Below are 21185 nucleotides of genomic sequence, written 5' to 3'. Positions count from 1 at the left end.
CCTGTTCATGCGCCGCCGGCGGAACCGGCGAGTTCGCTGTTGGCAGTGGTCTTGTCGCTGGTCACGTGCCCGCCGGCCGGGTCGGTGTCGGTGCGTCGGGCCCGGTCGGGGCCGCCGCTGCGGCCGTCGCCGCCGGTGGGTGCTCCCAGCCTAGGAAGTCCGGCCCGCTCACGGTGGCGATGTGCCGAATCTGCCCGTCCACAAGCGCCTTACCGGGCCCGAGGGCCAGTGCGTGACGGTCGGTGAGCACGCCGATATCGCCGGGCGTGACGTCTTGCGGGTCGATCGGATCGGCGACCGCCGTGCCCGGCGCGGGGATGGTGATGCCCTGCCGCGCAAACGCCTCGGCGATCGGCGTTCCGTTGACCGCGGCCTTGATGGCCGCGGCCACCTGCGGGCTGGCGGCGGTCACCGCCTCGCCGTCGGGCAGGATGACCGCGGTCGGTCCCACCGCGGGTGCGTGCGTGGTGTCCGGCCCGTCATGGTTCTCGGCGTCCTGCGTCGAGGGTGCCGTTTCGTCACCCGGATCCGGCTCTTCGGGTCGCTGCAGACCTTCGTCGTCGAGGTCGCGCAGCGCCGACTCGAGCTCGCCGTCCTGCAGACCGCGAGCCGGCAGGGCCCAGTCGGCCGGGGCACCCGGGGCCGTGCCCGGTCCCGACAGCGGTCCGGCCCCGAAGGCGGGAAGGGCCGGCAGCGCCGGGGCCGCCACGGCCGGCGGGGCCGCGACGCCTTCCGCAGGGCCGGGTCCGGGCAGGTCGGTACCCGGCGCGCCGGGGTCGTCGGCCGAGAGCATGTCGAGCAACGGATCCCACTCGCCGCCGGGGTCGTCCGACGCCTCCGCCTCCTCCGGTGGGTCGTCCACGGTGTCCGCGCCGCCTTTGGCGGCGCCGTACAGCGACGTCCAGGCGGCCATCAGCGCCGATTTCGACGTGTCATCGAGGCTCGCGTCGAGCACGACCGCTCGAATGTCCCTGAGCTTGCCGATGAGGAACCGCTGGAAGTCGCGCGCACCCGCCGGGGTGTCCAGGTCGGAGCGCGTGCGCACCGCGGCTTCGGTCTCCTGCTGCAACCCGCTCAACGCTTCTTTGCCCTCGACGGTCGTCAGGTGTGCGTTCAGGATCGCCGCAACGACCTGCAGGTCCAGCTGCGAAACCGCCGAATTCTGCTGGGCCAGCGCCGCTTCGGCGGCCGCTATGGCGTCGGCAGCCGCTCCCGGCGTGGGCCCCTCCATGACGGGCGACAGTACCCAGGCGGATTGGGGTCGACAATTCACTGGGGGCGCGGCTGTGCACGGACGGCCCCGCTAGCCGACCGGGGCGACGTACTGTGCCCGCAGGCGTTCCAGCACAGCCCGTTTCGCGCGGCCGAGCTCGTCCGCGTCGGCGACGACCGCCCTGATCTCACGCAGCTTGGCGACCAGGAAGTTGTGGAACTCACGCGCGCCCAGGGGAGTATCGGCGGCCAGGGCCGCCCGGTCGAGGACGGCGCGGTCGACCTCCGCGGCGATGGCATCGAGGCGACGGATGCTCTCCCGGGTTGCGGCGTGCACGCCGGCCAGCACGTCCGCCAGGACACGGTCGGCGTCGGCCGCGGTGGCGTGTCGGCCCGCCAGCGCCGCCTGGCCTGCGCGCAGCGCAGCCACCGAGGGCCCGGCCTGCTCGGACATGTTCAACCCCTTCGTCGGGTGGCGGGGCGGTGGTTCGTCATAGCGGGCGTCGAATCTGAACGTTGCCGCCCAACCGGCTGATCCGCACCGACGCCCCCGGGTAGGGCGCTTCGACGACCAGGTCGTTGCCGATCGCCAGCTGCACGTGACCGGCGTGCGGGAACACCAGGTCACCCGGGCGGACTTGCGAACGCGGCACTGGGACGCCGTCGTGGATCTGCTGATAGGTGGTGCGGTCCAAGTGAACCCCGGCCTGGGCATAGCACCACTGCACCAGCCCGGAACAGTCGAACCGGTCGGGGCCGGCCGCGCCCCAGACGTACGGTCGTCCCAGCCGCGACAACGCGGCGCGCACCGCGCGGGCGGCGCGACCGTTCGGGGACAGTCCCACCCCCCGCGGTCCGCGATGGTGCACGAGCCGGTATCCCAGGGCCCGCAGCGCCGCGGCGTGTCGTCGGGACCGCGCCCGGGCCGCCAGCACGTGCGCCCGTTGCGCGCGCAGCCGCGCCGCCCGGCGGCGCATCGCCTCTCGCTGGGCCATCGGCGTCCGCGGGGGCGTGGCGGCGTCGGCGCGGGCCTCGTCGACGACGCTCTTGGTCAGCGCGTGGGCACGTTCCCGGTCCCGGTGGGCTTCGGCGACGACGTGGCCGGTCTCGGCATCCGTGTGGGCCGCCGCCGCGCGCAGTTCCCGGCCGCGATCGGCGGCGAGTTCGTAGGCGCGTTGTCCTGCACCGACATTCGGCGCCTGCGGGTAACGCGCCGCACCGCGGTGCGGCGGGCGTCCCGCGTCCCACGCCGGCGCTTCGGGGTGGCCGGCGAACAGGCGATGGGCCCGGTCGAGCACCATGAGTTCACTCTCGATCACTGATCCCCCTCGGAGTCGTCGCGCTCCGCCGCGTCGCGAGCCGCCGATTCGACCGCCTCGGTGAAGGCGCGGACGCGGGGGAGGGCCCCCGGTGGCACGGCCCCCCTGTTGCGGATGTCCCACATGTCCGCGGTCTCGACACCCAGCAGAGCCGCGATGACCGTCTCCGGCAGCGACGAGCGCGCGCAGGCGCGGTCGAAACGCGCGCCCAGGCTCTGCGGCATCCGGTCCAGCAAGGCGGCGCGCGTGGCCTCGAGAGCCCGCAGGTGTTCCATGAGCCGGCCCGTCGAATCCGCGCCGGCGTTCACGGCCACCCGCCAGGAACCGGCGGCCAGCATCTCCGCCTTCACGCACTGCGCGATCACAGAGAGAATATACGTCTCATATTCGTTTGATGTCGTCGCCGGTAGTCGTTCGATGACCGACTTGAGGGCGTCGAGCTGCGCTTCGGCATACCCTTCCAGCACCTCGGTGTCGCTGTGCCGGTCGACCACCACGGTCCCCGGGCGCCGGGCGGCCGTCGCGTCCGGCGGCTGCGCCGCCATCAACCGCGCCAACTCGGCGTCCGGATCGGCGGCCACCAGCAGCCGCGAATACGTGCCCGGCGGCAGGCCGAGCCCGTTCTCAACCTTCTGAACTGTGCTTTTGTGCGGCTTGCGGGCTCCGCGCTCCAGGAAACTCAGGCCCATGACGCTCACGCCGGTGGTCGCGGCGAGGTCGGCCAGCGAAAGGTCGCGCGATTCGCGCAACGCGCGGATGGCCGCGCCGGCCGATTCACGGCTCACCACACGCTCCGGCCATAGGGCGGATATTACACAGCGCGCGAGCCCCTCCTTGGTTATACGTTTTTGTCGCGTTTATCTTGCGCGCCGGGCCCCTATATGTATACGCTTCTGTCGACGTTTCAGCCTGAGGAGGAGAGCGGCATGGGACATCCCTGCACAACCAATCCGGAACTGTGGTTCGGCTATCCCGACGACGACGGCGCCGACGGCGCGGCAAAGGCACGGGCGTACGAAGCGTCTGCCACCGAGGCCCGGATACAGTGCCTGCGCCGGTGCCCGTTGGCGCAACAGCGCCGGTGCGCCCAGCACGCCATCGCGCACCGGGAGGAGTACGGCGTCTGGGCGGGCGTCAAACTGCCCGGCGGTCAGTACCGCAAGCGCGAACAGCTTGCCCGCGCCCACGACACGTTGCGCCGCATCGCGAGCGGGGAGATCAATTCGCGTCAGCTCCCCGACAACGCGGCCCTGCTGGCCCGGCACGAACACGATGCCGTTCCGGCGGCGGCGGTGGTACTGCATCTGCCGATCGCCCACGCCGGGCCGCGCTCGGCCGCCTGAAAGGCCCACGGGACCGTTTGCTGTGCCGATTGGCCGGGTAGTCGAGCTTCGGCACGACCGAGCCCGTCGAGACCCGAAGGCGCATCATGACTTTCGACCTGACACCGACGGCAGCGCAACACGACCTGGCCCGCCGCACCCACGAGTTTGCCGAGCAAGTGATCCGGCCGGTTGCACTCCACTACGACCAGCGCCAGGAATTTCCGTGGCCCGTGCTCGAGGAGGCGGCCCAGCGCGGCTTCTACGGTCCGCTCTTCTACCGCGATCTCGTCGGCGACCCCACCGGGTTGTCGCTGCCGATGTTCATGGAGGAGCTGTTCTGGGGCTGCGCCGGGATCGGGCTGGCGATCGTCATGCCGGCGCTGGCGCTCTCGGCCGTCGGCCAGGCCGCGACCCCCGAGCAGATGCTGGAATGGGGCCCCGAATGCTTCGGCGCCCCAGGCGATCTCAAGCTCGCGGCGCTGGCGATCTCTGAACCCGAGGGCGGCAGCGACGTACGGAACCTGCGCACCCACGCCCGCCGCGACGGCGCCGACTGGGTCATCGACGGGCACAAGATGTGGATCGGCAACGGCGGCATCGCCAACGTGCACGTCGTCAACGCGGTGGTCGACGAGGAACTCGGCCACCGCGGGCAGGCACTGTTCATCGTCTCGGGCGGGACTCCCGGTCTGAGGCTGGTGCGCAAGCTGGACAAGCTCGGCTGCCGGGCCTCGCACACCGCCGAGCTGCTGCTCGAAGGCGTGCGCGTGCCCGGCGCCAACCTCCTTGGCGGACAGGACAAACTCGAACACAAGCTCGCGAAGGCGCGCGAAGTGGTGGCCGGCGGCAAGCGGTCCGGCTCGGCGACGCTGGGTACCTTCGAACAGACCCGGCCGATGGTCGGTCGAGAAGCGGTATCGAGATGCCAAGCTGTACACCATCTTCGAAGGCACCAGCGAGATCCAGCGGATGGTCATCGCCAACGCGCTGGGCGCCGCCGTCGGCACCCCGCCGCTGCACGTGGTGATCGAGCCGTCCGGGGGACCGTTGAACCGGATTTTCGGCCGCGGCGCCCCGCTGCGGTCCCGTGCCGCCGACACGGCCCTATCCGTGCAGGATCGCGTTCCCGCACCGATCATGCGGCTGGCGATGAAGGTCCTGCGGCCGCCCGGCAAGTGAGCGGGTACGGTCGCGATTGTCCGCACACCGGAACCCCAGGGGAGATCAGATGCCTGCCGACAAGACCGGTGCGCACGCCACCATCAGCGCCGAGGAGGCCCGGTACACGATTGCCGTCGGCGACCGGGTCGTCGGTCATGCCTCGTTCGCCGACCGCGGCGACCAACGGGTCTTCGACCACACGGAAATCCACCCCGAATTCGGTGGACGCGGCCTGGCGACCCTTCTGGTGGAGGAGGCGCTCAACGACGCCCGCGATGCGGGCAAGCGCATCGTCCCGGTGTGCTCGATGATCGGCACGGTGCTGCGCAAACATCCCGAATTCGACGACCTCACCGACCCCGTCACCGACGACGTCCTGCGGTGGCTGCGGACCCGGTCCAGCAGGTAGTTTTCCCCGACGCTGCCGCCCGCAGCGGAGCGGTTACTAGCCGGGGGGAGTCCCGACGCAGACGCCACCGGCGCACGCCCCGGCGCCATTGGGCCCGGCCGAAGCCCCGGCGCCCGGCACACCCGCGCTCGCCCCGCCGGGACCCGCCCCGGCGCCCGCGCCACCCGGCGCGTTGGTGGTGACCCCGCCGGGCCCGGTCCCTCCGCCCGGTCCTCCCGGCTCGGCGGGCGGTGGGGGCGGCGTGGTCGGGGTGGTGGTGGGCGGGGTGACCGTCGTCGTGACCGTCGTGGTCGACGGTTTGTTCTCGTGTCCGCTCGAGCCGCAGGCCGCGGTCAGTGTGCCCAGCCCGACGGCCGTCGTCAGCGCTGCGGCCACGACGAAACGACGGGCGGTCGGATTCTCGATCATCATGAGTACCCAATCTGTTGAGGGGAGGGGCGATCTCCTTAGGACATCTACCCGCTCGGGCACGATGTCAAGCGCGATCCGCGCAGAAGGCTCGTGCGCTGCGGAACCCGCGCGCGGGGAAAGCCATGGGCTGGGAAGGTGGTCGGCATGGCAGCACATAGCCTGGTGCGTCCCGCGCGCCCCGAGGATGCCGGCGCCTGTGCCGCGATCTACCGTCCCTACGTCGAGAACACGGCGATCACCTTCGAAACCGCCGTTCCGACACCGAAGCAGATGGCCGCCCGGATCGCCGAGACACGGATAGCCCACGAGTGGCTTGTCCTCGAGCGCGACGGTGAGTTGATCGGTTACGCCTACGCGCACCCGTTCAACTCCCGCGCGGCGTATCAGTGGTCGACGGAGACCAGCATCTACCTCGCCGGCGGCCGGCACCGCTCCGGCGGTGGCCGCGAGTTCTACACCCAGTTGCTTGGCCGGCTCGCAGACCGCGGATACCGCCGGGCTTTCGCCGGCTTCACCCAACCCAACCCGGCAAGCGATGCCTTTCATCGGTCCTTCGGATTCGCGCCGGCCGGCCTGTTCCGGCGGGTGGGATGGAAACACGGCACCTGGCACGACGTCGCATGGCTGCAACTCGATCTGCTCGGCTGCGCCGAAGACGGCGGCCCGCCGGCGCCCTTGGGCTTGAAGCCCGCGTAACCAGCAGTGTCACGTCTGATCGCGACCGGCTTCAAAGGGTTGTCATGGATGCTGGCGATGTCCCGGCGCGAGCGCGGTCGGTGCTGAATGCGCTTGGCGCACAAGGGCTCCTCGACGCGGCGACATACGGGCTACTGCCACGGTTCGTGGCCGATGAGCGCGGACGCATCCAGATTGATGTCGGGCAGCAGCGTCGCAGCGGCGTGGCGTGGGCCTCGTTGAGTCGGGCCCCTCGAGCAGGGCGGGCGGATCGGAGTCACCCGGGACTACATGGCCCGCGGCGCGGAAACCGTCACGACGACGCCGGCCAATAGCAGCGCATCGGCGGTGGCGGCGTCGACGCGGAACTCCGAACCTTTGGTGTAGCTGACCGACCCATCGGAGGTTTGGAAGTCTCGGACGAACTTGATCGTCACCTGATCGTCGGGCGACCGCGTCATGCATGTCACAATACATCAGTATTGCACATGTGTATTACAGCTGGGTTCGTACAGTGTCGGAGATGACATCAGCACCAGCGGGTCCGGCCGCAGCCGATCCGGCGAGTTCGCCGAGCGCCACGCGGATCCGGGCCGCGGCACTTCGACTCTTCGCCGCCCAGGGCACGGCGACGACCTCGCTGCGCACGATCGCCGCCGCGGCGGAGGTTTCCCTGGGGTTGGTGCAACATTATTTCGCCACCAAGGCCGACCTCATCGCCGCCGTGGACGCCCACGTCCTCGAGGTGGTCGGTGCGGTGATGGCGCAGCCGATCCCTGATCCGCCCGCTGACTCGGTCGCCGAGATGGGACGCCGGGTGACCGCTCTGCTCGTCGAACAACCCGACGTCGTCGACTACGTTCTCGACGCGGTGGTCAGCGGGCGGCCCTTGGGGACAGTCCTTTTCGATGCGCTGGCCACCCTCGGCGCCGATCGGTGGAACGAGCTCAGCGACCTGGAACAGACCCGACCGGACCTGGATCGGCTATGGGCGCCGCTGCACCCGCTGATCCTGGTCCTGGGCACCCTGGTACTGCGTCCTCACCTCGACCGTCACCTTCCGCAACCGTTCGGCACGCCCGCCCAGATGCACCGCTGGGAAGAGTCGGTCAACGCGCTGCTGCGCGAAGGACATCTGCGGAGCGGCGGCCCTGGCGCCTCGGCCGAAAGCCCTGGCGGCACAGATTTTTGAAAACTTCTTGCCCGTCTCGACTAGTCGCCGACGTGCAACGGGCCGACACCGATGAGGTGGTCGCCGACCAGACCGATGCCGGTGTTGTAGTTGCCGGTGTTGAACAGGCCCTGGTTGAAGGTGCCGTGGTTGCCCACGCCCAGCAGGCCCAGCAGGGGCACGGGCAGGCCCCGGTTGTTGCCGCCGACGTTGCCGATACCGATGTTGTCGATCCCGTTGTTGAACAGACCCAGGTTGCCGAACTGGGTCGACGGATTGGTCGGGGTGAAGTTCGGGCTGACATTGCCGATACCGAAGTTCCGGTGTTTCTCTTGGGGTCCCGGTGTTGAAGAAGCCGACGTTGCCCTGACCGACATTGCCGTAGCCGTAGTTGGCCAGCGTTCGTCTGGGCGGCTGCGGCGATGTTGCCCACGCCGCCGGCACCGCCGGCTGCGTTGATCGCAGCTACGGGGCCTTGCTCCAGGCTCTGCAACGGCAGAACGTTGGGGCCTCGGCCGCCGCATACGTCTGGCCGGCTCCGATCAATGTCTGGACGAACCGGGCGTGAAAATCTTCGACGAGCGTGCTCACCTGTTGATATGCCGCGGCGTGTGAGGAAAACAGCGATGTCACCGCTAACGACACCTCGTCGGTGCCCACTGCCGGCACACCGGTCGTCGGGGCCGCGGCCGCGGCATTGGCGGTGCGGATCGCCGAACCGATGCCCGCCAACTCTGATGCCGCATTTTGTACGAATTCCGGCTGCGCGAATACAAATGACACCTCGAACCTCCCGGCAGTTTGCGTGTGCACGAATCAACGTAAGGGCCGCATTGCCGCTCGGTACGACAAGCTTTCATTTGATCCGAAAATCGGATGTGCGCGCCTGCTCCTAGGTGTTCCTTGAGTATCAGCAGTGTGAAAGCTATGGATCCCATTCCGGCGGTGCGTTGCACTGTCATGGGCATGTGCTGACGAAGTGCTGGGGTATTACTGGCAAGCTTCATAGAGGGTTTCGCACTCCCGCTGCCCGGTGTCGCGACTTATCGGTCTACGAGGCGATTCGGACATCCAGTGCGGCATTGCGTCGTAGATCAGCTCACCGCGTACGCTTTTGATACGCCCGGTGACCCGGTGCGGGCATACAACGAAATTTCATGTTCAGACCGAAGCATTGTGGGCTTCCATGTGGGCCTATTCTTTATTCTCTGATATCGCCAATTCTTGCAGCTGCCAGCACAGACCGCATCGACCAATTCGGAGAACTCGTCCGGCGTCGCGCCGGCTGACCCGCCAGGGACGACCACCGTACTGGACCGCCACCGGGCGCCCAAAGAAAAAATCCGAACCCCGACGGGGGTTCGGACCAATTCCGATGTCGTGAGACATCACTCCGGTGGGCGAAGGGGGACTTGAACCCCCACGTCCCGAAGGACACTGGCACCTGAAGCCAGCGCGTCTGCCATTCCGCCACTCGCCCCGAAAATCAACCGCTGGAACATACCACTGTAGTGGCCGCGGACCCAACTGGCTCGTGCCGCCCGGGGCGCTCCGAAGGGACCGCCGCTTCCTGCAACCGCATTGAGCTGCGCGGATACCATATTCTCAGAGTTTCCGAGGTGCCGCATCGTCGTGGTGTACCGATACCATGCTTGGGTGACGCGACACGCGGGCGAGGCGTTTGCCGTGCATCGGCCGAATGCCCGGACGTGTGCGGGTGCGTGCTGAGACATGGGTAGCCACCGGGGCCTGGCGCAGCGGATCGAGCGCAAGCTCGAGGCAACCGTCGGTGATGCGTTCGCCCGGGTATTCGGAGGATCGATCGTTCCACAGGAGGTGGAGGCCCTGCTGCGCCGCGAGGCCGAGTACGGCGTGCGGCCGCTTCAGGGCAATCGTCTTTTGGCGCCCAACGAATACATCATTACCCTCGGTGTGCACGACTTCGCGAAAGTGGGCGCCGATCCGGACCTGACGTCGAGCGCTTTCGAGCGGTACTTGGCCGACTATATCCATGAACAGGGGTGGCAAACGTATGGTGAGGTGGTCGTCCGGTTCGAGCAGACGTCGAACCTGCACACCGGCCAGTTCCGCACACGCGGTGCTGTCAACCCCGACGCCAAGCCCCGCCCGACGGTCGACGATCCGCTCCGGCCACAATCGAATCACGCGTTCGGCGCAGAACGAGGAGTAGCAGCAATGACTGACAATTCGAGCTACCGCGGGGATCAGGGGCAGGGACGGCCCGGCGAGGAGTACTACGACGACCGCTACGGGCGTCCGCAAGACGATTCGCAGGGTGGCCCGGACCGGCCCGGTGGGCCGGACCCCCGAGGGGGGCACCGGCCGGAGCAGGGCGGCTACCCGCCGCAGGGCGGATACGCGCCACCCCGCCCTCCCGAACAGGGCGGCTATCCGGACCAGGGCGGCTATCCGGACCAGGGCGGCTACCCCGAGCAGGGTGGGGGCTACCAAGACCACCAGCGCGGCGGGTACCCGGAGCAGGGCGGCTACCCGGATCAGCGTGGCTATCAGGACCAGCGCGGTTATCAAGACCAGGGCGGGTACCCGGACCAAGGCGGTTACCCGGACCAAGGCGGTTACCCGCAGTCGTATGAACAGCGTCCGCCCGGCTACGGCGGACAGGGCTACGACCAGGGTTACCGCCAGGGCGGCTACGGCCCGCCCGGTGGCGGTCAGCCGGGTGGCGGCGGCTACGGCGACTACGGTCGCGGCCCGGGCCGCCCGGAGGAGGGTGGCTACGCGCCCCAGCAGGGCCCCCAACAGCAACGGCCGGCCTACCCCGACCAGGGCGGCGGATACGACCAGGGCTACCAGCAGGGCGGCCAGGCATACAGCCGCCCCGACTACGGACCGGGCGACCACACGCAGTACGCCGAGAGCGTCCCCGGCGGGGGATACGCCCCGCAAGGCCCCCAGGGCCCGGGGTACTCCGAGACCGCACACCGCGACTACGACTACGGTCAACAGCCCGACTACGGTCAACAGCCCGACTACGGTCAACAGCCCGACTACGGTCAACAGGCCGACTACGGCCAGGGCGGCGACTACGGCCAGTACGGCGACTACGGCCAGCAACCGGGCGGCTACGGCGGTTACGGCCAGGGCGGCTACGGCGCCCCCGGGACTGCCGTCACCCTGCAGCTCGACGACGGCAGCGGTCGGACCTATCAACTGCGCGAGGGTTCCAACATCGTGGGCCGCGGCCAGGACGCCCAGTTCCGCCTGCCGGACACCGGGGTGTCGCGCCGCCACCTGGAGATCCGCTGGGACGGGCAGGTCGCGCTGCTTTCCGACCTCAATTCCACCAACGGCACCACCGTGAACAACGCACCGGTGCAGGAATGGCAGCTGGCCGACGGCGATGTGATCCGGCTGGGTCATTCTGAGATCATCGTTCGCATTCACTGACGCCCCCAGGCTCACCGCCGCCGCGCTTCGCCCCGCCACGACGACCGTCCAAGTATCGTGACGTTGCTGATGTGCTCGGTGTCACGGGTGCCGCGAGTACCGAGCGAGGACGGAAAGGACGCCAGATGCAGGGACTGGTACTGCAGCTGACGCGTGCCGGGTTTTTGACGTTGTTGTGGGTATTCATCTGGTCCGTGCTGCGCATACTGCGGACCGACATCTACGCTCCGACCGGCGCTGTCATGGTACGCCGCGGCCTGGCACTGCGGGGCACGCTGCTGCCGTCCCGGCAACGCCGGGACGCCGCCCGCTACCTGGTGGTGACCGAAGGCGCGCTGGCCGGCGCGCGGATCACGCTCAGCGGTCAGCCGGTGTTGATCGGGCGCGCCGACGACTCGACTCTGGTGCTGACCGACGACTATGCCTCGACACGGCATGCCCGGATCTCTCAGCGCGGCACGGAATGGTACGTCGAAGATCTAGGATCGACCAACGGCACTTACCTTGACAGGGCAAAGGTGACGACTGCGGTACGAGTACCCATGGGAACGCCGATCCGGATCGGCAAAACGGCGATCGAGTTGCGCCCGTGACGCTGGTTTTGCGATACGCCGCCCACAGTGATCGCGGCCTGGTACGCGCGAACAACGAAGACTCCGTCTACGCCGGCGCGCGGCTGCTGGCCCTGGCCGACGGGATGGGCGGCCACGCCGCCGGCGAGGTCGCTTCCCAGTTGGTGATCGCGGCCCTGGCCCATCTCGACGACGACGAACCCGGCGGCGATCTGCTCGCCAAGCTCGACGCCGCGGTGCGCGCCGGCAACGCCGCCATCGCCGCGCAGGTCGAGATGGAGCCCGAGCTCGAGGGCATGGGCACCACGTTGACCGCAATCCTGTTCGCGGGCAACCGCATTGGACTCGTGCACATCGGTGACTCGCGCGGTTACCTGTTGCGCGACGGTGAGCTGACCCAGATCACCAAGGACGACACCTTCGTCCAGACCCTGGTCGACGAAGGCCGCATCACCCGGGAGGAGGCGCACAGCCACCCGCAGCGGTCGTTGATCATGCGGGCGCTGACCGGACATGAGGTCGAACCGACCCTGACCATGCGCGAGGCGCGCGCCGGTGACCGCTACCTGCTCTGCTCGGACGGCTTGTCGGACCCGGTCAGCGACGAAACCATCCAGGAGGCGCTGCAGATCCCCGATGTCGCCGAGGCCGCGTACCGCCTCATCGAGCTGGCGCTGCGCGGCGGCGGGCCCGACAACGTCACCGTCGTCGTCGCCGACGTCGTCGATTACGACTACGGCCAGACCCAGCCGATTCTCGCCGGTGCGGTGTCCGGCGAAGACGACCAACTGACGCTGCCCAACACCTCCGCCGGCCGCGCCTCCGCTATCGGGCCGCGCAAAGAAGCCGCCAAACGTGTTGCGCCGCAAGCCGAAACGCCGAGCCGCCCGCGCTGGTCGCGGCGGCGGACGGCGATCGTCGCCACGCTGGTGGTGCTCGTGGCGCTCGCCGGCCTGGCGATCGGCCGGGCAATCATCCGCAGCAACTACTACGTCGCCGAGTACAACGGCCTGGTGTCGATCGTGCGCGGAATCCAGGGCTCGCTCCTGGGCATCTCCATGCACGAGCCGTACCTGATCGGGTGCCTCAATGCCCGCAACGAGCTTTCCCTCGTCAGCTTCAGCCAGAGCCGCGGCACCCTCGACTGCCACCTGATGCAGCTGCAGGACCTGCGCCCGCCCGAACGGGCCCAGGTCCAGGCCGGGCTACCGTCCGGGACGCTCGACGACGCGATCGCGCAGCTGCGTGAGTTGTCCGCCAACTCGCTGCTGCCCCCCTGCCCGCCACCCCGCGCCACCTCTCCGCCGACCACGACAACCACGACAACCACGACAACCACGACAACCACCAGCAACACGACCGCGCCCCCGCCCTCGTCGAACACCACCTCACCCCGTTCCACGAGTCCCACCCGGACCCCCACCAGCGCCCCCTCCGGCACCATGCCGGCGTCGCCTGCGACCACGTCGCCCACGACGCCCCCCGCACAAACGGTGACCGCACTCCCTCCACCCCCACCTCAGCCGGGCATCGACTGCCGGACGGTGGCATGACCACCCAGCTCCAGCCGCCAGTCGCGGTCACGCCTCCGCTACCGACCCGGCGCAACGCCGAACTGCTGCTCCTGGGCTTCGCCGCGCTGATCACCGTCGCCGCCCTGCTCATCGTGCAGGCCAACCAGGAACGCGGCGTGCGTTGGGGTTTCGCGATCTACGGGTTGGTCTTCCTGGCCGTGTTCGGCGGCGCACACCTGGCCGTTCGGCGGTTCGCCCCCTACACCGACCCGCTGCTGCTGCCGATCGTGGCGCTGCTCAACGGACTCGGCCTGGTGATGATCCACCGACTCGACCTCGCCGACAACGAACTCAGCGGCCGCCACCATCCCAGCGCGACCCAGCAGATGTTGTGGACCCTGGTCGGGGTGGCCACGTTCGCGCTGGTGGTCACCTTCCTCAAGGACCATCGCCAGCTGGCGCGCTACGGCTACATCTGCGGGCTGGCGGGCCTGATCTTCTTGGCGGTGCCCGCGCTGCTCCCCGCCTCGCTGTCCGAACAGAACGGCGCCAAGATCTGGATTCGCCTCCCCGGCTTCTCGATCCAGCCGGCCGAGTTCTCCAAGATCCTGCTGCTGATCTTCTTCTCGGCGGTCCTGATCGCCAAGCGGGGCCTGTTCACCAGCGTCGGCAAGCACGTCATGGGCATGACGCTGCCCCGCCCACGCGACCTCGCGCCGCTGCTGGCGGCCTGGGTGATCTCGATCGGGGTGATGGTCTTCGAGAAGGACCTGGGCACCTCGCTGTTGCTCTATGCGTCCTTCCTGGTCGTGGTGTACCTGGCCACACAGCGATTCAGCTGGGTGGTCATCGGGCTGGTGCTGTTCGCCGCGGGGAGTGTCGCGGCGTACTTCGCCTTCGAGCACGTCCGGGTCCGCGTGCAGACGTGGTGGGATCCGTTCGCCGATCCCGACGGCAGCGGCTACCAGATCGTGCAGTCGCTGTTCAGCTTCGCCACCGGCGGCATCTTCGGCACCGGCCTGGGCAACGGCCAGCCCGACACCGTGCCCGCCGCGGCGACCGATTTCATCATCGCGGCCTTCGGGGAAGAGCTCGGGCTGGTCGGGCTGGCCAGCATCCTGCTGCTGTACACCATCGTCATCGTCCGCGGCCTGCGCACCGCGATCGCCACCCGCGACAGCTTCGGCAAGCTGCTGGCCGCCGGTCTGGCGTCGGCGCTGGCGATCCAGCTGTTCATCGTCGTCGGCGGGGTGACGCAGCTGATCCCGCTCACCGGACTGACCACGCCGTGGATGTCCTACGGCGGGTCGTCGCTGCTGGCCAACTATGTGCTGCTGGCCATCCTGGCGCGGATCTCCCACAGCGCGCGGCGCCCGCTGCGCACCCGCGCGCGCAACACGTCGTCGATCGCGTCGGCCGGCACCGAGGTGATACAGCGGGTATGAACGCCTCCCTCCGCCGCATCTCGGTCACCGTGATGGCGTTGATGGTGCTGCTGTTGCTCAACGCCACGATGACGCAGGTCTTCGCCGCCGACGGGCTACGGGCCGATCCCCGCAACCAGCGGATCCTGCTCGACGAGTACTCGCGTCAACGCGGCCAGATCGTCGCCGGAAGCCAGCTGCTGGCCTATTCGGTCGCCACCGACAGCCGCTACCGGTTCCTGCGGGTCTACCCGGACCCCGACGTATACGCGCCGGTCACCGGCTTCTACTCGCTGCGCTATTCCAGCTCGGGCCTGGAACGCGCCGAGGACCCGGTGCTCAACGGCTCGGACGCGCGGCTCTTCGGACGGCGGCTAGCCGACTTCCTCACCGGCCGCGATCCGCGCGGCGGCAACGTCGACACCACGATCAACCCGCGGGTCCAGCAGGCCGGCTGGGACGCGATGCAGCAGGGCTGCGGGGGGCCGCCGTGCAAAGGCGCCATCGTCGCCATCGAGCCGTCCACCGGCAAGATCCTGGCGATGGTGTCGTCGCCGTCGTATGACCCCAACCTCCTGTCCTCGCACGATCCCCAACTGCAGGCGCAGGCCTGGCAGCGACTGCGTGACAACCCGGGCAATCCGCTGGCCAACCGCGCCATCTCCGAAACCTATCCGCCGGGCTCCACATTCAAGGTGATCACCACCGCGGCCGCGCTGGAGGCCGGCGCCACGGTCGGCGAGCAGTTGACCGCGGCACCCTCGATCCCGCTGCCCGGCAGCAGCGCCACCTTGGAGAACTACGGTGGGACGCCATGCGGACCCGAACCGACGGTGTCGCTCGCCGAGGCGTTCGCCAAATCGTGCAACACCGCATTCGTCCAGCTGGGGCTCATGACCGGTACGGAGGCGCTGCGCGGCACGGCGCATTCGTTCGGGCTGGACAGCGCCCCGCCCGTCATCCCGCTGCAGGTCGCCGAATCCACCGTCGGGGTGATCCCCGACGCCGCCGCCCTGGGGATGTCGAGCATCGGACAGAAAGACGTCGCCGTCACGCCGCTGCAGAATGCCGAGGTCGCCGCGACGATCGCCAACAACGGGGTGACGATGCAGCCGTACCTGGTCGAAAGCCTCAAGGGCCCGGACCTGTCCAACATCAGCACCGCCGTGCCCTACGCACAGCGCCGCGCGGTGTCACCGCAGGTCGCGGCTAAGCTGACAGAGCTGATGGTCAGCGCCGAGAAGGTCGCGCAGCAGAAAGGGGCCATTCCCGGCGTGCAGATCGCATCGAAAACTGGTACCGCAGAACATGGCACCGATCCGCGACACACCCCACCGCACGCGTGGTACATCGCGTTTGCGCCCGCGCAAGCGCCGAAGGTCGCCGTCGCGGTCGTGGTGGAGAACGGCGGAGATCGCCTGTCCGCGACCGGGGGTGCACTCGCCGCGCCGATCGGACGGGCCGTGATCGAAGCCGCGCTACAGGGGGGACCATGAGCCCGCGAGTAGGTGTGACGCTGTCCGGCCGGTACCGCCTGCAACGCCTGATCGCCACCGGCGGCATGGGTCAGGTCTGGGAGGCCGTCGACAGCAGGCTGGGCCGGCGCGTCGCGGTCAAGGTGCTCAAACAGGAGTTCTCCCAGGACCCCGAATTCATCGAGCGCTTCCGCGCCGAGGCGCGCACCACCGCGATGCTCAACCACCCGGGCATCGCCGCCGTCCACGACTACGGCGAGAGCCAGCTGGACGGGGAGGGGCGCACCGCCTACCTGGTCATGGAGCTGGTCAACGGCGAGCCGTTGAACTCGGTGCTCAAGCGCACCGGCAGGCTGTCGCTGCGGCACGCCCTGGACATGCTCGAGCAGACCGGCCGGGCCCTGCAGGTCGCCCACGCCGCCGGACTGGTCCACCGCGACGTCAAACCGGGCAACATCCTGATCACCCCCACCGGCCAGGTCAAGATCACCGACTTCGGTATCGCCAAGGCCGTCGACGCCGCACCGGTGACCCAGACCGGGATGGTGATGGGCACCGCCCAGTACATCGCGCCCGAACAGGCGCTGGGCCACGACGCGACCCCGGCCAGTGACGTCTACTCCCTCGGCGTGGTCGGCTACGAAGTCGTCTCCGGCAAGCGGCCGTTCACCGGCGACGGCGCGCTGACGGTGGCGATGAAGCACATCAAGGAACCCCCGCCGCCGCTGCCCGCCGAATTGCCGCCCAACGTCCGCGAGCTGATCGAGATCACCCTGGTCAAAAACCCCGGGATGCGTTATCGCAGCGGGGGACCGTTCGCCGACGCGGTCGCCGCGGTGCGCGCCGGCCGCCGTCCGCCGAGGCCCAGCCAGTCACCGCCGCCCGGGCGCGCCTCGCCGGCCGCCATCCCGTCCGCAGGCGCCCCGACCCGGGTCGCGGGCGCCTCGAGTGGGCGCAGCCCGGCGGCGCGCCGGTCCCGGCCGACCACCGGCGGGCATCGGCCACCCCCGGCGCGGCGCACGTTCTCGTCGGGCCAGCGCGCGCTGCTGTGGGCCGCGGGCGTGCTCGGGGCGTTGGCGATCATCATCGCGGTGCTGATCGTGATCAACTCCCGCGGCGACGCCCAGCAACAGCCGACGCCGCCCCCGACGGTCACCGACACCGGCGGCCCGCCCTCCTCCTCGGGATCCTCGGGCCCGTCATCGCCGAGCAAGACCCCCTCCGGCCTGGGCCCCCCGCGGTTCACGGTTCGGGGCCTCCCGTTGACCCCGGTCGCGCTGCCGGCCCGACACGAGACACCGCGATGACCACCCCGCAGCATCTGTCCGACCGCTACGAGCTGGGCGAGATCCTCGGCTTCGGGGGCATGTCGGAAGTTCACCTGGCGCGCGACGTCAGGTTGCACCGCGACGTCGCGGTCAAGGTGCTGCGCGCCGATCTGGCCCGTGACCCCAGCTTCTACCTGCGCTTCCGGCGGGAGGCCCAGAACGCCGCGGCGCTGAACCACCCGTCCATCGTGGCCGTGTACGACACCGGCGAGGCCGAGACGGCCGCCGGCCCGCTGCCCTACATCGTGATGGAGTACGTCGACGGCGTCACCCTGCGCGACATCGTGCACACCGAGGGGCCGCTGCCCCCGCGGCGCGCCATCGAGATCATCGCCGATGCCTGCCAGGCGCTGAACTTCAGTCACCAGAACGGCATCATCCACCGCGACGTCAAGCCGGCCAACATCATGATCAGCACCACCAACGCCGTCAAGGTGATGGACTTCGGCATCGCGCGCGCGATCGCCGACAGCGGCAACAGCGTCACCCAGACCGCGGCCGTGATCGGGACCGCCCAGTACCTGTCGCCCGAGCAGGCCCGCGGCGATTCCGTCGACGCGCGATCCGATGTCTATTCGCTCGGCTGCGTGCTGTACGAGATCCTCACCGGCGAGCCGCCGTTCACCGGCGACTCCCCGGTCGCGGTCGCCTATCAGCATGTGCGGGAAGACCCGATTCCCCCGTCGCATCGCCATGAGGGGATCTCCGCCGACCTCGACGCCGTCGTCCTCAAAGCGCTGGCCAAAAACCCGGAGAACCGCTACCAGACCGCGGCCGAGATGCGCGCCGATCTGGTGCGGGTGCACAACGGTGAGCCACCGGAGGCGCCCAAGGTGCTCACCGACGCCGAGCGCACGTCGCTGCTCTCGCACTCGGGCGGACACGGCGGACACCCCCGCACCGACCCGCTGCCCCGCCAGGCGCTGGGCGGCGCCGACACCGACGACGAGCGGCTCGGCGGTTCGGTCGCCCGCTGGGTCGTCGCGGTGGCCGTGCTCGCGGTGCTGACGATCGTCGTCGTCATCGCCTTCAACACGTTCGGCGGCGGCACCCGCGACGTCCAGGTGCCCGACGTGCGGGGCCAGGTCTCCGCCGACGCCATCGCGGTACTGCAGAACCGCGGCTTCAAGACGCGCACCCTGCAGAAGCCGGATTCGACGATCCCACCGGACCACGTCATCAACACCGACCCCGACGCCAACGCGTCGGTGAGTGCCGGTGACGAGATCACCATCAACGTCTCCACCGGACCCGAGCAGCGCGAGGTGCCCGACGTCTCCTCGCTGAGCTACGGCGACGCGGTCAAGAAGCTCAAAGCCGCCGGCTTCACCAAGTTCAAGCAGGCCAGTTCGCCGTCCACCCCGGACCTGATGGGCAAGGTCATCGGGACCAACCCGCCGGCCAACCAGACCTCGGCGATCACCAACGTCATCACCGTCATCGTCGGCTCCGGCCCCGAGACCAAGCAGGTCCCCGACGTGGCGGGCCAGACCGTCGACGTCGCGCAGAAGAACCTCACCGTGTACGGCTTCACCAAGTTCAGTCAGGCCGACGTGGACAGTCCCCGGCCGGCCGGCGAGGTGATCGGCACCAACCCGCCCAAGGGCACCACGGTCCCGGTCGACTCGGTCATCGAGCTGCAGGTCTCCAAGGGCAACCAGTTCGTGATGCCCGACGTGACCAACATGTTCTGGACCGACGCCGAACCGCGGTTACGCGCGCTGGGCTGGATCGGGGTGCTGGACAAGGGTCCCGACGTCGACGCCGGCGGTTCCATGCACAACAAGGTCGTGTATCAGAACCCGCCCGCCGGGGCCGGGGTCAACCGCGACGGCATCATCACGCTGAAGTTCGGTCAGTAGCCACCGGATCCGGGGGCAGATGCGGCCGCACAGCGGCGCGGACCTCGTTCTCCAGCCGGCGGATCAGCGTGTCGTCGCGCGCCCATCCGCAGTCGGCGAGCCAGTTTCCCAGCATCCGGTGCCCGCCCTCGGTCAGGATCGACTCCGGGTGGAACTGGACGCCGTGAATCGGCAACTCGGTGTGGCGCACCGCCATGATCACACCGCTGCGGGTGCGGGCCGTCACCTCCAGCACCGGCGGCAGCGACTCCGGCAGGATCGTCAGCGAGTGGTAGCGGGTGGCGGTGAACGGATCCGGGAGGCCTTGCAGCACGCCCACATTGGTGTGGAAGACGCTGCTGGTTTTGCCGTGCAGCAACTCGGGCGCACGGTCCACCCGGGCACCGAACGCGACGCCGATGGCCTGGTGGCCCAGGCAGACCCCCAGCAGCGGCGTCCGCGCCGCCGCGCACGCCCGGACGAGGCTTATCGACGCGCCCGCGCGTTCCGGCGTGCCCGGTCCGGGGCTCAGCAGCACACCGGCGAACTGCGCGGTGACGGCCGGCTCGTCGGCGAGCCGGGCGTCGTCGTTGCGCCACACCTCGGCCTGGACGCCGAGCTGTCCCAGGTATTGCACGAGGTTGAACACGAAGCTGTCGTAGTTGTCGACAACCAGGATCCGCATCGTGACAGGCTACCGTCCGCGCCGACCGGGGGCGGTGGTCACCGGCGGCACGGGCTGCGCGTAGTGCATCCGCAGCGGCCCGGTGTGGCCGACGATCCGCACGTCGGACTCGACCTGTTCGTGGTAACCCAGGCCGAACCGGACCACGTATTGCTTGTAGAGAGTCACCAGGGGTGCGGCGGCAAGGGCGGCTTGCATGGCGGTGGGATCGCCGATCGCGGCGACGGTGTAGGGCGGGCTGTAGGTACGCCCGTTGAGCAGCAGGGTGTTGCCGACGCAACGCGGCACCGACGTCGCGATGATCCGCTGGTCCTGCATCTGGATCGCCTCCGCGCCTGCGCTCCACAACGCGTTGAGGACGGCTTCGATGTCCTGCTGGTGCACCACCAGGTCGTCGGGGGAGGCGTCCCGCGGGAAGCGGCCGTTGGCGTCGCGTTGGGCGTCGTCGAGGGTCACCACCAGCCCCGGGCCGTGCACGGGATCCATGCCCGCCTCGCCGGCCAGCCGGGCGGACTGCCGCAGCAGGTCGGCCAGCGCGGCATCCGGTGACCGGCCGCGGGCTGCGTCGACGGCGTTCGACAGCGCGTCCCGCCGCGCGGTCAGGTCGTTCACCGACGCCTGGGCTTCGCGGACGAGGTCGACCAGCCGCGGCGCGTCGCTGCGGCGGATCTCGGCGCCGCCGGACACCCCGTGCGTCGCCGCCAGGAGCACACCGGCCGACAGGCAGACCAGCGGAACGCCGAACCGCCACGGCGAGCGGCGCGTGTCGCTCATCGTTTCTCCATTTCCCGGTCGGCCTGCCAGGTGAGCTAGTCTCATACCCAAGCTGGGTGTGCAACCTCCTCGTTATCGTTGCATCCCGTTGCCCTCACCGTGTCGTCCAGGTAACCCCACATATCCGCGAGGTACCCATGCCCAAGTCGAAGGTCCGCAAGAAGAACGACTTCACCGTCGGCGCCGTCAGCCGCACCCCGGTGAAGGTGAAAGTCGGGCCGTCGAGTGTGTGGTTCGTCGCGCTGTTCGTCGGCCTGATGCTGATCGGGCTCGTCTGGCTGATGGTGTTCCAGTTGGCCGCGGTCGGCAGCCAGGCACCCACGGCGCTCAACTGGATGGCGCAACTGGGCCCCTGGAACTATGCCATCGCGTTCGCTTTCATGATCACGGGTTTGCTGCTCACGATGCGCTGGCACTGAGCGGGGCCCGCCGGGTAATGAATTCAAATAGGGGTCGGTCC

General features: G+C 69.3%; 22 protein-coding genes, 1 tRNA gene and 1 pseudogene. 13 read left to right on the top strand and 11 right to left on the bottom strand.

What is annotated here, in order from left to right; all coding sequences use genetic code 11:
• Positions 1 to 61 precede the first annotated feature (61 nt).
• From ACJ512_RS00190 to ACJ512_RS00175, 4 genes are all read right to left on the bottom strand, one after another.
• A complete protein-coding gene (locus ACJ512_RS00190) occupies positions 62 to 1231 on the bottom strand; it encodes a DUF4226 domain-containing protein (protein WP_407685418.1) in 1170 nt (389 codons plus the stop codon).
• A 72-nt stretch (positions 1232 to 1303) separates the two neighbouring features.
• Positions 1304 to 1666: a DUF4226 domain-containing protein gene (locus tag ACJ512_RS00185; RefSeq protein WP_407685417.1), complete on the bottom strand. Its 363-nt coding sequence runs from the start codon at positions 1664 to 1666 to the stop codon at positions 1304 to 1306.
• A 37-nt stretch (positions 1667 to 1703) separates the two neighbouring features.
• Entirely contained in the window at positions 1704 to 2531 is an 828-nt protein-coding gene (locus tag ACJ512_RS00180; RefSeq protein ID WP_407685416.1) for a C40 family peptidase, read from the bottom strand.
• Positions 2528 to 3316, bottom strand: coding sequence for a helix-turn-helix domain-containing protein (locus ACJ512_RS00175; RefSeq protein WP_407685415.1), 789 nt, complete (start codon positions 3314 to 3316; stop codon positions 2528 to 2530). Before ACJ512_RS00175 ends, ACJ512_RS00180 begins: the two co-directional genes overlap by 4 nt.
• A 141-nt stretch (positions 3317 to 3457) precedes the next feature.
• Between ACJ512_RS00175 and ACJ512_RS00170 the strand changes: the two genes are divergently transcribed.
• The 3 genes and pseudogenes from ACJ512_RS00170 (at position 3458) to ACJ512_RS00160 (ending at position 5426) form a co-directional block, all read left to right on the top strand.
• Complete coding sequence (locus tag ACJ512_RS00170; RefSeq protein WP_407685414.1) at positions 3458 to 3874, top strand: WhiB family transcriptional regulator; 417 nt, start codon at positions 3458 to 3460, stop codon at positions 3872 to 3874.
• 86 nt (positions 3875 to 3960) lie between these two features.
• Positions 3961 to 5035 (top strand): annotated as a pseudogene (locus tag ACJ512_RS00165) (acyl-CoA dehydrogenase family protein).
• Positions 5036 to 5084: 49 nt separating this feature from the next.
• On the top strand, positions 5085 to 5426 hold the full coding sequence (locus tag ACJ512_RS00160; protein ID WP_407685413.1) for a GNAT family N-acetyltransferase: 342 nt from the start codon (positions 5085 to 5087) through the stop codon (positions 5424 to 5426).
• A 36-nt stretch (positions 5427 to 5462) separates the two neighbouring features.
• On the opposite strand, the gene ACJ512_RS00155 is transcribed toward ACJ512_RS00160, so the two are convergent.
• Positions 5463 to 5837, bottom strand: coding sequence for a hypothetical protein (locus tag ACJ512_RS00155; RefSeq protein WP_461479930.1), 375 nt, complete (start codon positions 5835 to 5837; stop codon positions 5463 to 5465).
• A 144-nt stretch (positions 5838 to 5981) separates the two neighbouring features.
• Here ACJ512_RS00155 and ACJ512_RS00150 point away from each other — a divergent pair, with 144 nt between their 5' ends.
• A complete protein-coding gene (locus tag ACJ512_RS00150) occupies positions 5982 to 6533 on the top strand; it encodes a GNAT family N-acetyltransferase (protein ID WP_407685411.1) in 552 nt (183 codons plus the stop codon).
• A gap of 266 nt (positions 6534 to 6799) precedes the next feature.
• Here the strand turns inward: ACJ512_RS00150 and ACJ512_RS00145 are convergent, their stop codons facing one another.
• Entirely contained in the window at positions 6800 to 6973 is a 174-nt protein-coding gene (locus ACJ512_RS00145; protein ID WP_407685410.1) for a hypothetical protein, read from the bottom strand.
• A 62-nt stretch (positions 6974 to 7035) separates the two neighbouring features.
• Between ACJ512_RS00145 and ACJ512_RS00140 the strand changes: the two genes are divergently transcribed.
• On the top strand, positions 7036 to 7704 hold the full coding sequence (locus tag ACJ512_RS00140) for a TetR/AcrR family transcriptional regulator (protein ID WP_407685409.1): 669 nt from the start codon (positions 7036 to 7038) through the stop codon (positions 7702 to 7704).
• 20 nt (positions 7705 to 7724) lie between these two features.
• Here the strand turns inward: ACJ512_RS00140 and ACJ512_RS00135 are convergent, their stop codons facing one another.
• The 3 genes from ACJ512_RS00135 to ACJ512_RS00125 form a co-directional block, all read right to left on the bottom strand.
• A complete protein-coding gene (locus ACJ512_RS00135; RefSeq protein WP_407685408.1) occupies positions 7725 to 8060 on the bottom strand; it encodes a hypothetical protein in 336 nt (111 codons plus the stop codon).
• Positions 8061 to 8148: 88 nt separating this feature from the next.
• Positions 8149 to 8466 carry a PE family protein gene (locus ACJ512_RS00130; protein WP_461479929.1) on the bottom strand — a complete coding sequence of 106 codons (318 nt, stop codon included), beginning with the start codon at positions 8464 to 8466 and terminating at the stop codon, positions 8149 to 8151.
• Positions 8467 to 9080: 614 nt separating this feature from the next.
• Positions 9081 to 9163: transfer RNA gene (locus ACJ512_RS00125), tRNA-Leu, on the bottom strand.
• Positions 9164 to 9414: 251 nt separating this feature from the next.
• Here ACJ512_RS00125 and ACJ512_RS00120 point away from each other — a divergent pair.
• From ACJ512_RS00120 to pknB, 7 genes are all read left to right on the top strand, one after another.
• Complete coding sequence (locus tag ACJ512_RS00120; protein WP_407685406.1) at positions 9415 to 11112, top strand: FhaA domain-containing protein; 1698 nt, start codon at positions 9415 to 9417, stop codon at positions 11110 to 11112.
• Between the two features lie 125 nt (positions 11113 to 11237).
• The gene (locus tag ACJ512_RS00115) at positions 11238 to 11705 is read left to right on the top strand and encodes an FHA domain-containing protein FhaB/FipA (RefSeq protein ID WP_407685405.1); all 468 of its coding nucleotides are present in this window, start codon (positions 11238 to 11240) and stop codon (positions 11703 to 11705) included.
• The gene (locus ACJ512_RS00110; RefSeq protein ID WP_407685404.1) at positions 11702 to 13237 is read left to right on the top strand and encodes a PP2C family protein-serine/threonine phosphatase; all 1536 of its coding nucleotides are present in this window, start codon (positions 11702 to 11704) and stop codon (positions 13235 to 13237) included. Before ACJ512_RS00115 ends, ACJ512_RS00110 begins: the two co-directional genes overlap by 4 nt.
• Positions 13234 to 14643, top strand: coding sequence for an FtsW/RodA/SpoVE family cell cycle protein (locus ACJ512_RS00105; RefSeq protein WP_407685403.1), 1410 nt, complete (start codon positions 13234 to 13236; stop codon positions 14641 to 14643). Before ACJ512_RS00110 ends, ACJ512_RS00105 begins: the two co-directional genes overlap by 4 nt.
• Positions 14640 to 16118, top strand: coding sequence for a D,D-transpeptidase PbpA (gene pbpA, locus ACJ512_RS00100; RefSeq protein WP_407685402.1), 1479 nt, complete (start codon positions 14640 to 14642; stop codon positions 16116 to 16118). Before ACJ512_RS00105 ends, pbpA begins: the two co-directional genes overlap by 4 nt.
• Positions 16115 to 17404: a serine/threonine-protein kinase gene (locus ACJ512_RS00095; RefSeq protein WP_461479928.1), complete on the top strand. Its 1290-nt coding sequence runs from the start codon at positions 16115 to 16117 to the stop codon at positions 17402 to 17404. The genes pbpA and ACJ512_RS00095 overlap by 4 nt, the downstream gene beginning before the upstream one ends.
• Positions 17401 to 19287 (top strand): Stk1 family PASTA domain-containing Ser/Thr kinase, encoded by a 1887-nt coding sequence (gene pknB, locus ACJ512_RS00090; protein WP_407687943.1) that lies wholly within the window; start codon positions 17401 to 17403, stop codon positions 19285 to 19287. The genes ACJ512_RS00095 and pknB overlap by 4 nt, the downstream gene beginning before the upstream one ends.
• Here the strand turns inward: pknB and ACJ512_RS00085 are convergent.
• Positions 19265 to 19951 carry an aminodeoxychorismate/anthranilate synthase component II gene (locus ACJ512_RS00085; RefSeq protein ID WP_407687944.1) on the bottom strand — a complete coding sequence of 229 codons (687 nt, stop codon included), beginning with the start codon at positions 19949 to 19951 and terminating at the stop codon, positions 19265 to 19267. The genes pknB and ACJ512_RS00085 overlap by 23 nt on opposite strands.
• A 9-nt stretch (positions 19952 to 19960) precedes the next feature.
• The gene (locus ACJ512_RS00080; protein ID WP_407687945.1) at positions 19961 to 20725 is read right to left on the bottom strand and encodes a DUF881 domain-containing protein; all 765 of its coding nucleotides are present in this window, start codon (positions 20723 to 20725) and stop codon (positions 19961 to 19963) included.
• Positions 20726 to 20862: 137 nt separating this feature from the next.
• On the opposite strand from ACJ512_RS00080, the gene crgA reads away from it, so the two are divergent.
• Complete coding sequence (gene crgA, locus ACJ512_RS00075; RefSeq protein WP_293344438.1) at positions 20863 to 21144, top strand: cell division protein CrgA; 282 nt, start codon at positions 20863 to 20865, stop codon at positions 21142 to 21144.
• The last annotated feature ends 41 nt before the right edge of the window (positions 21145 to 21185 follow it).

The sequence above is a fragment of the Mycobacterium cajalii genome, assembly GCF_045809005.2.
GTDB lineage: Bacteria > Actinomycetota > Actinomycetes > Mycobacteriales > Mycobacteriaceae > Mycobacterium.
Note: the sequence above shows the minus strand (reverse complement) of the source record. Positions and strands in the feature narration are given on the sequence as shown.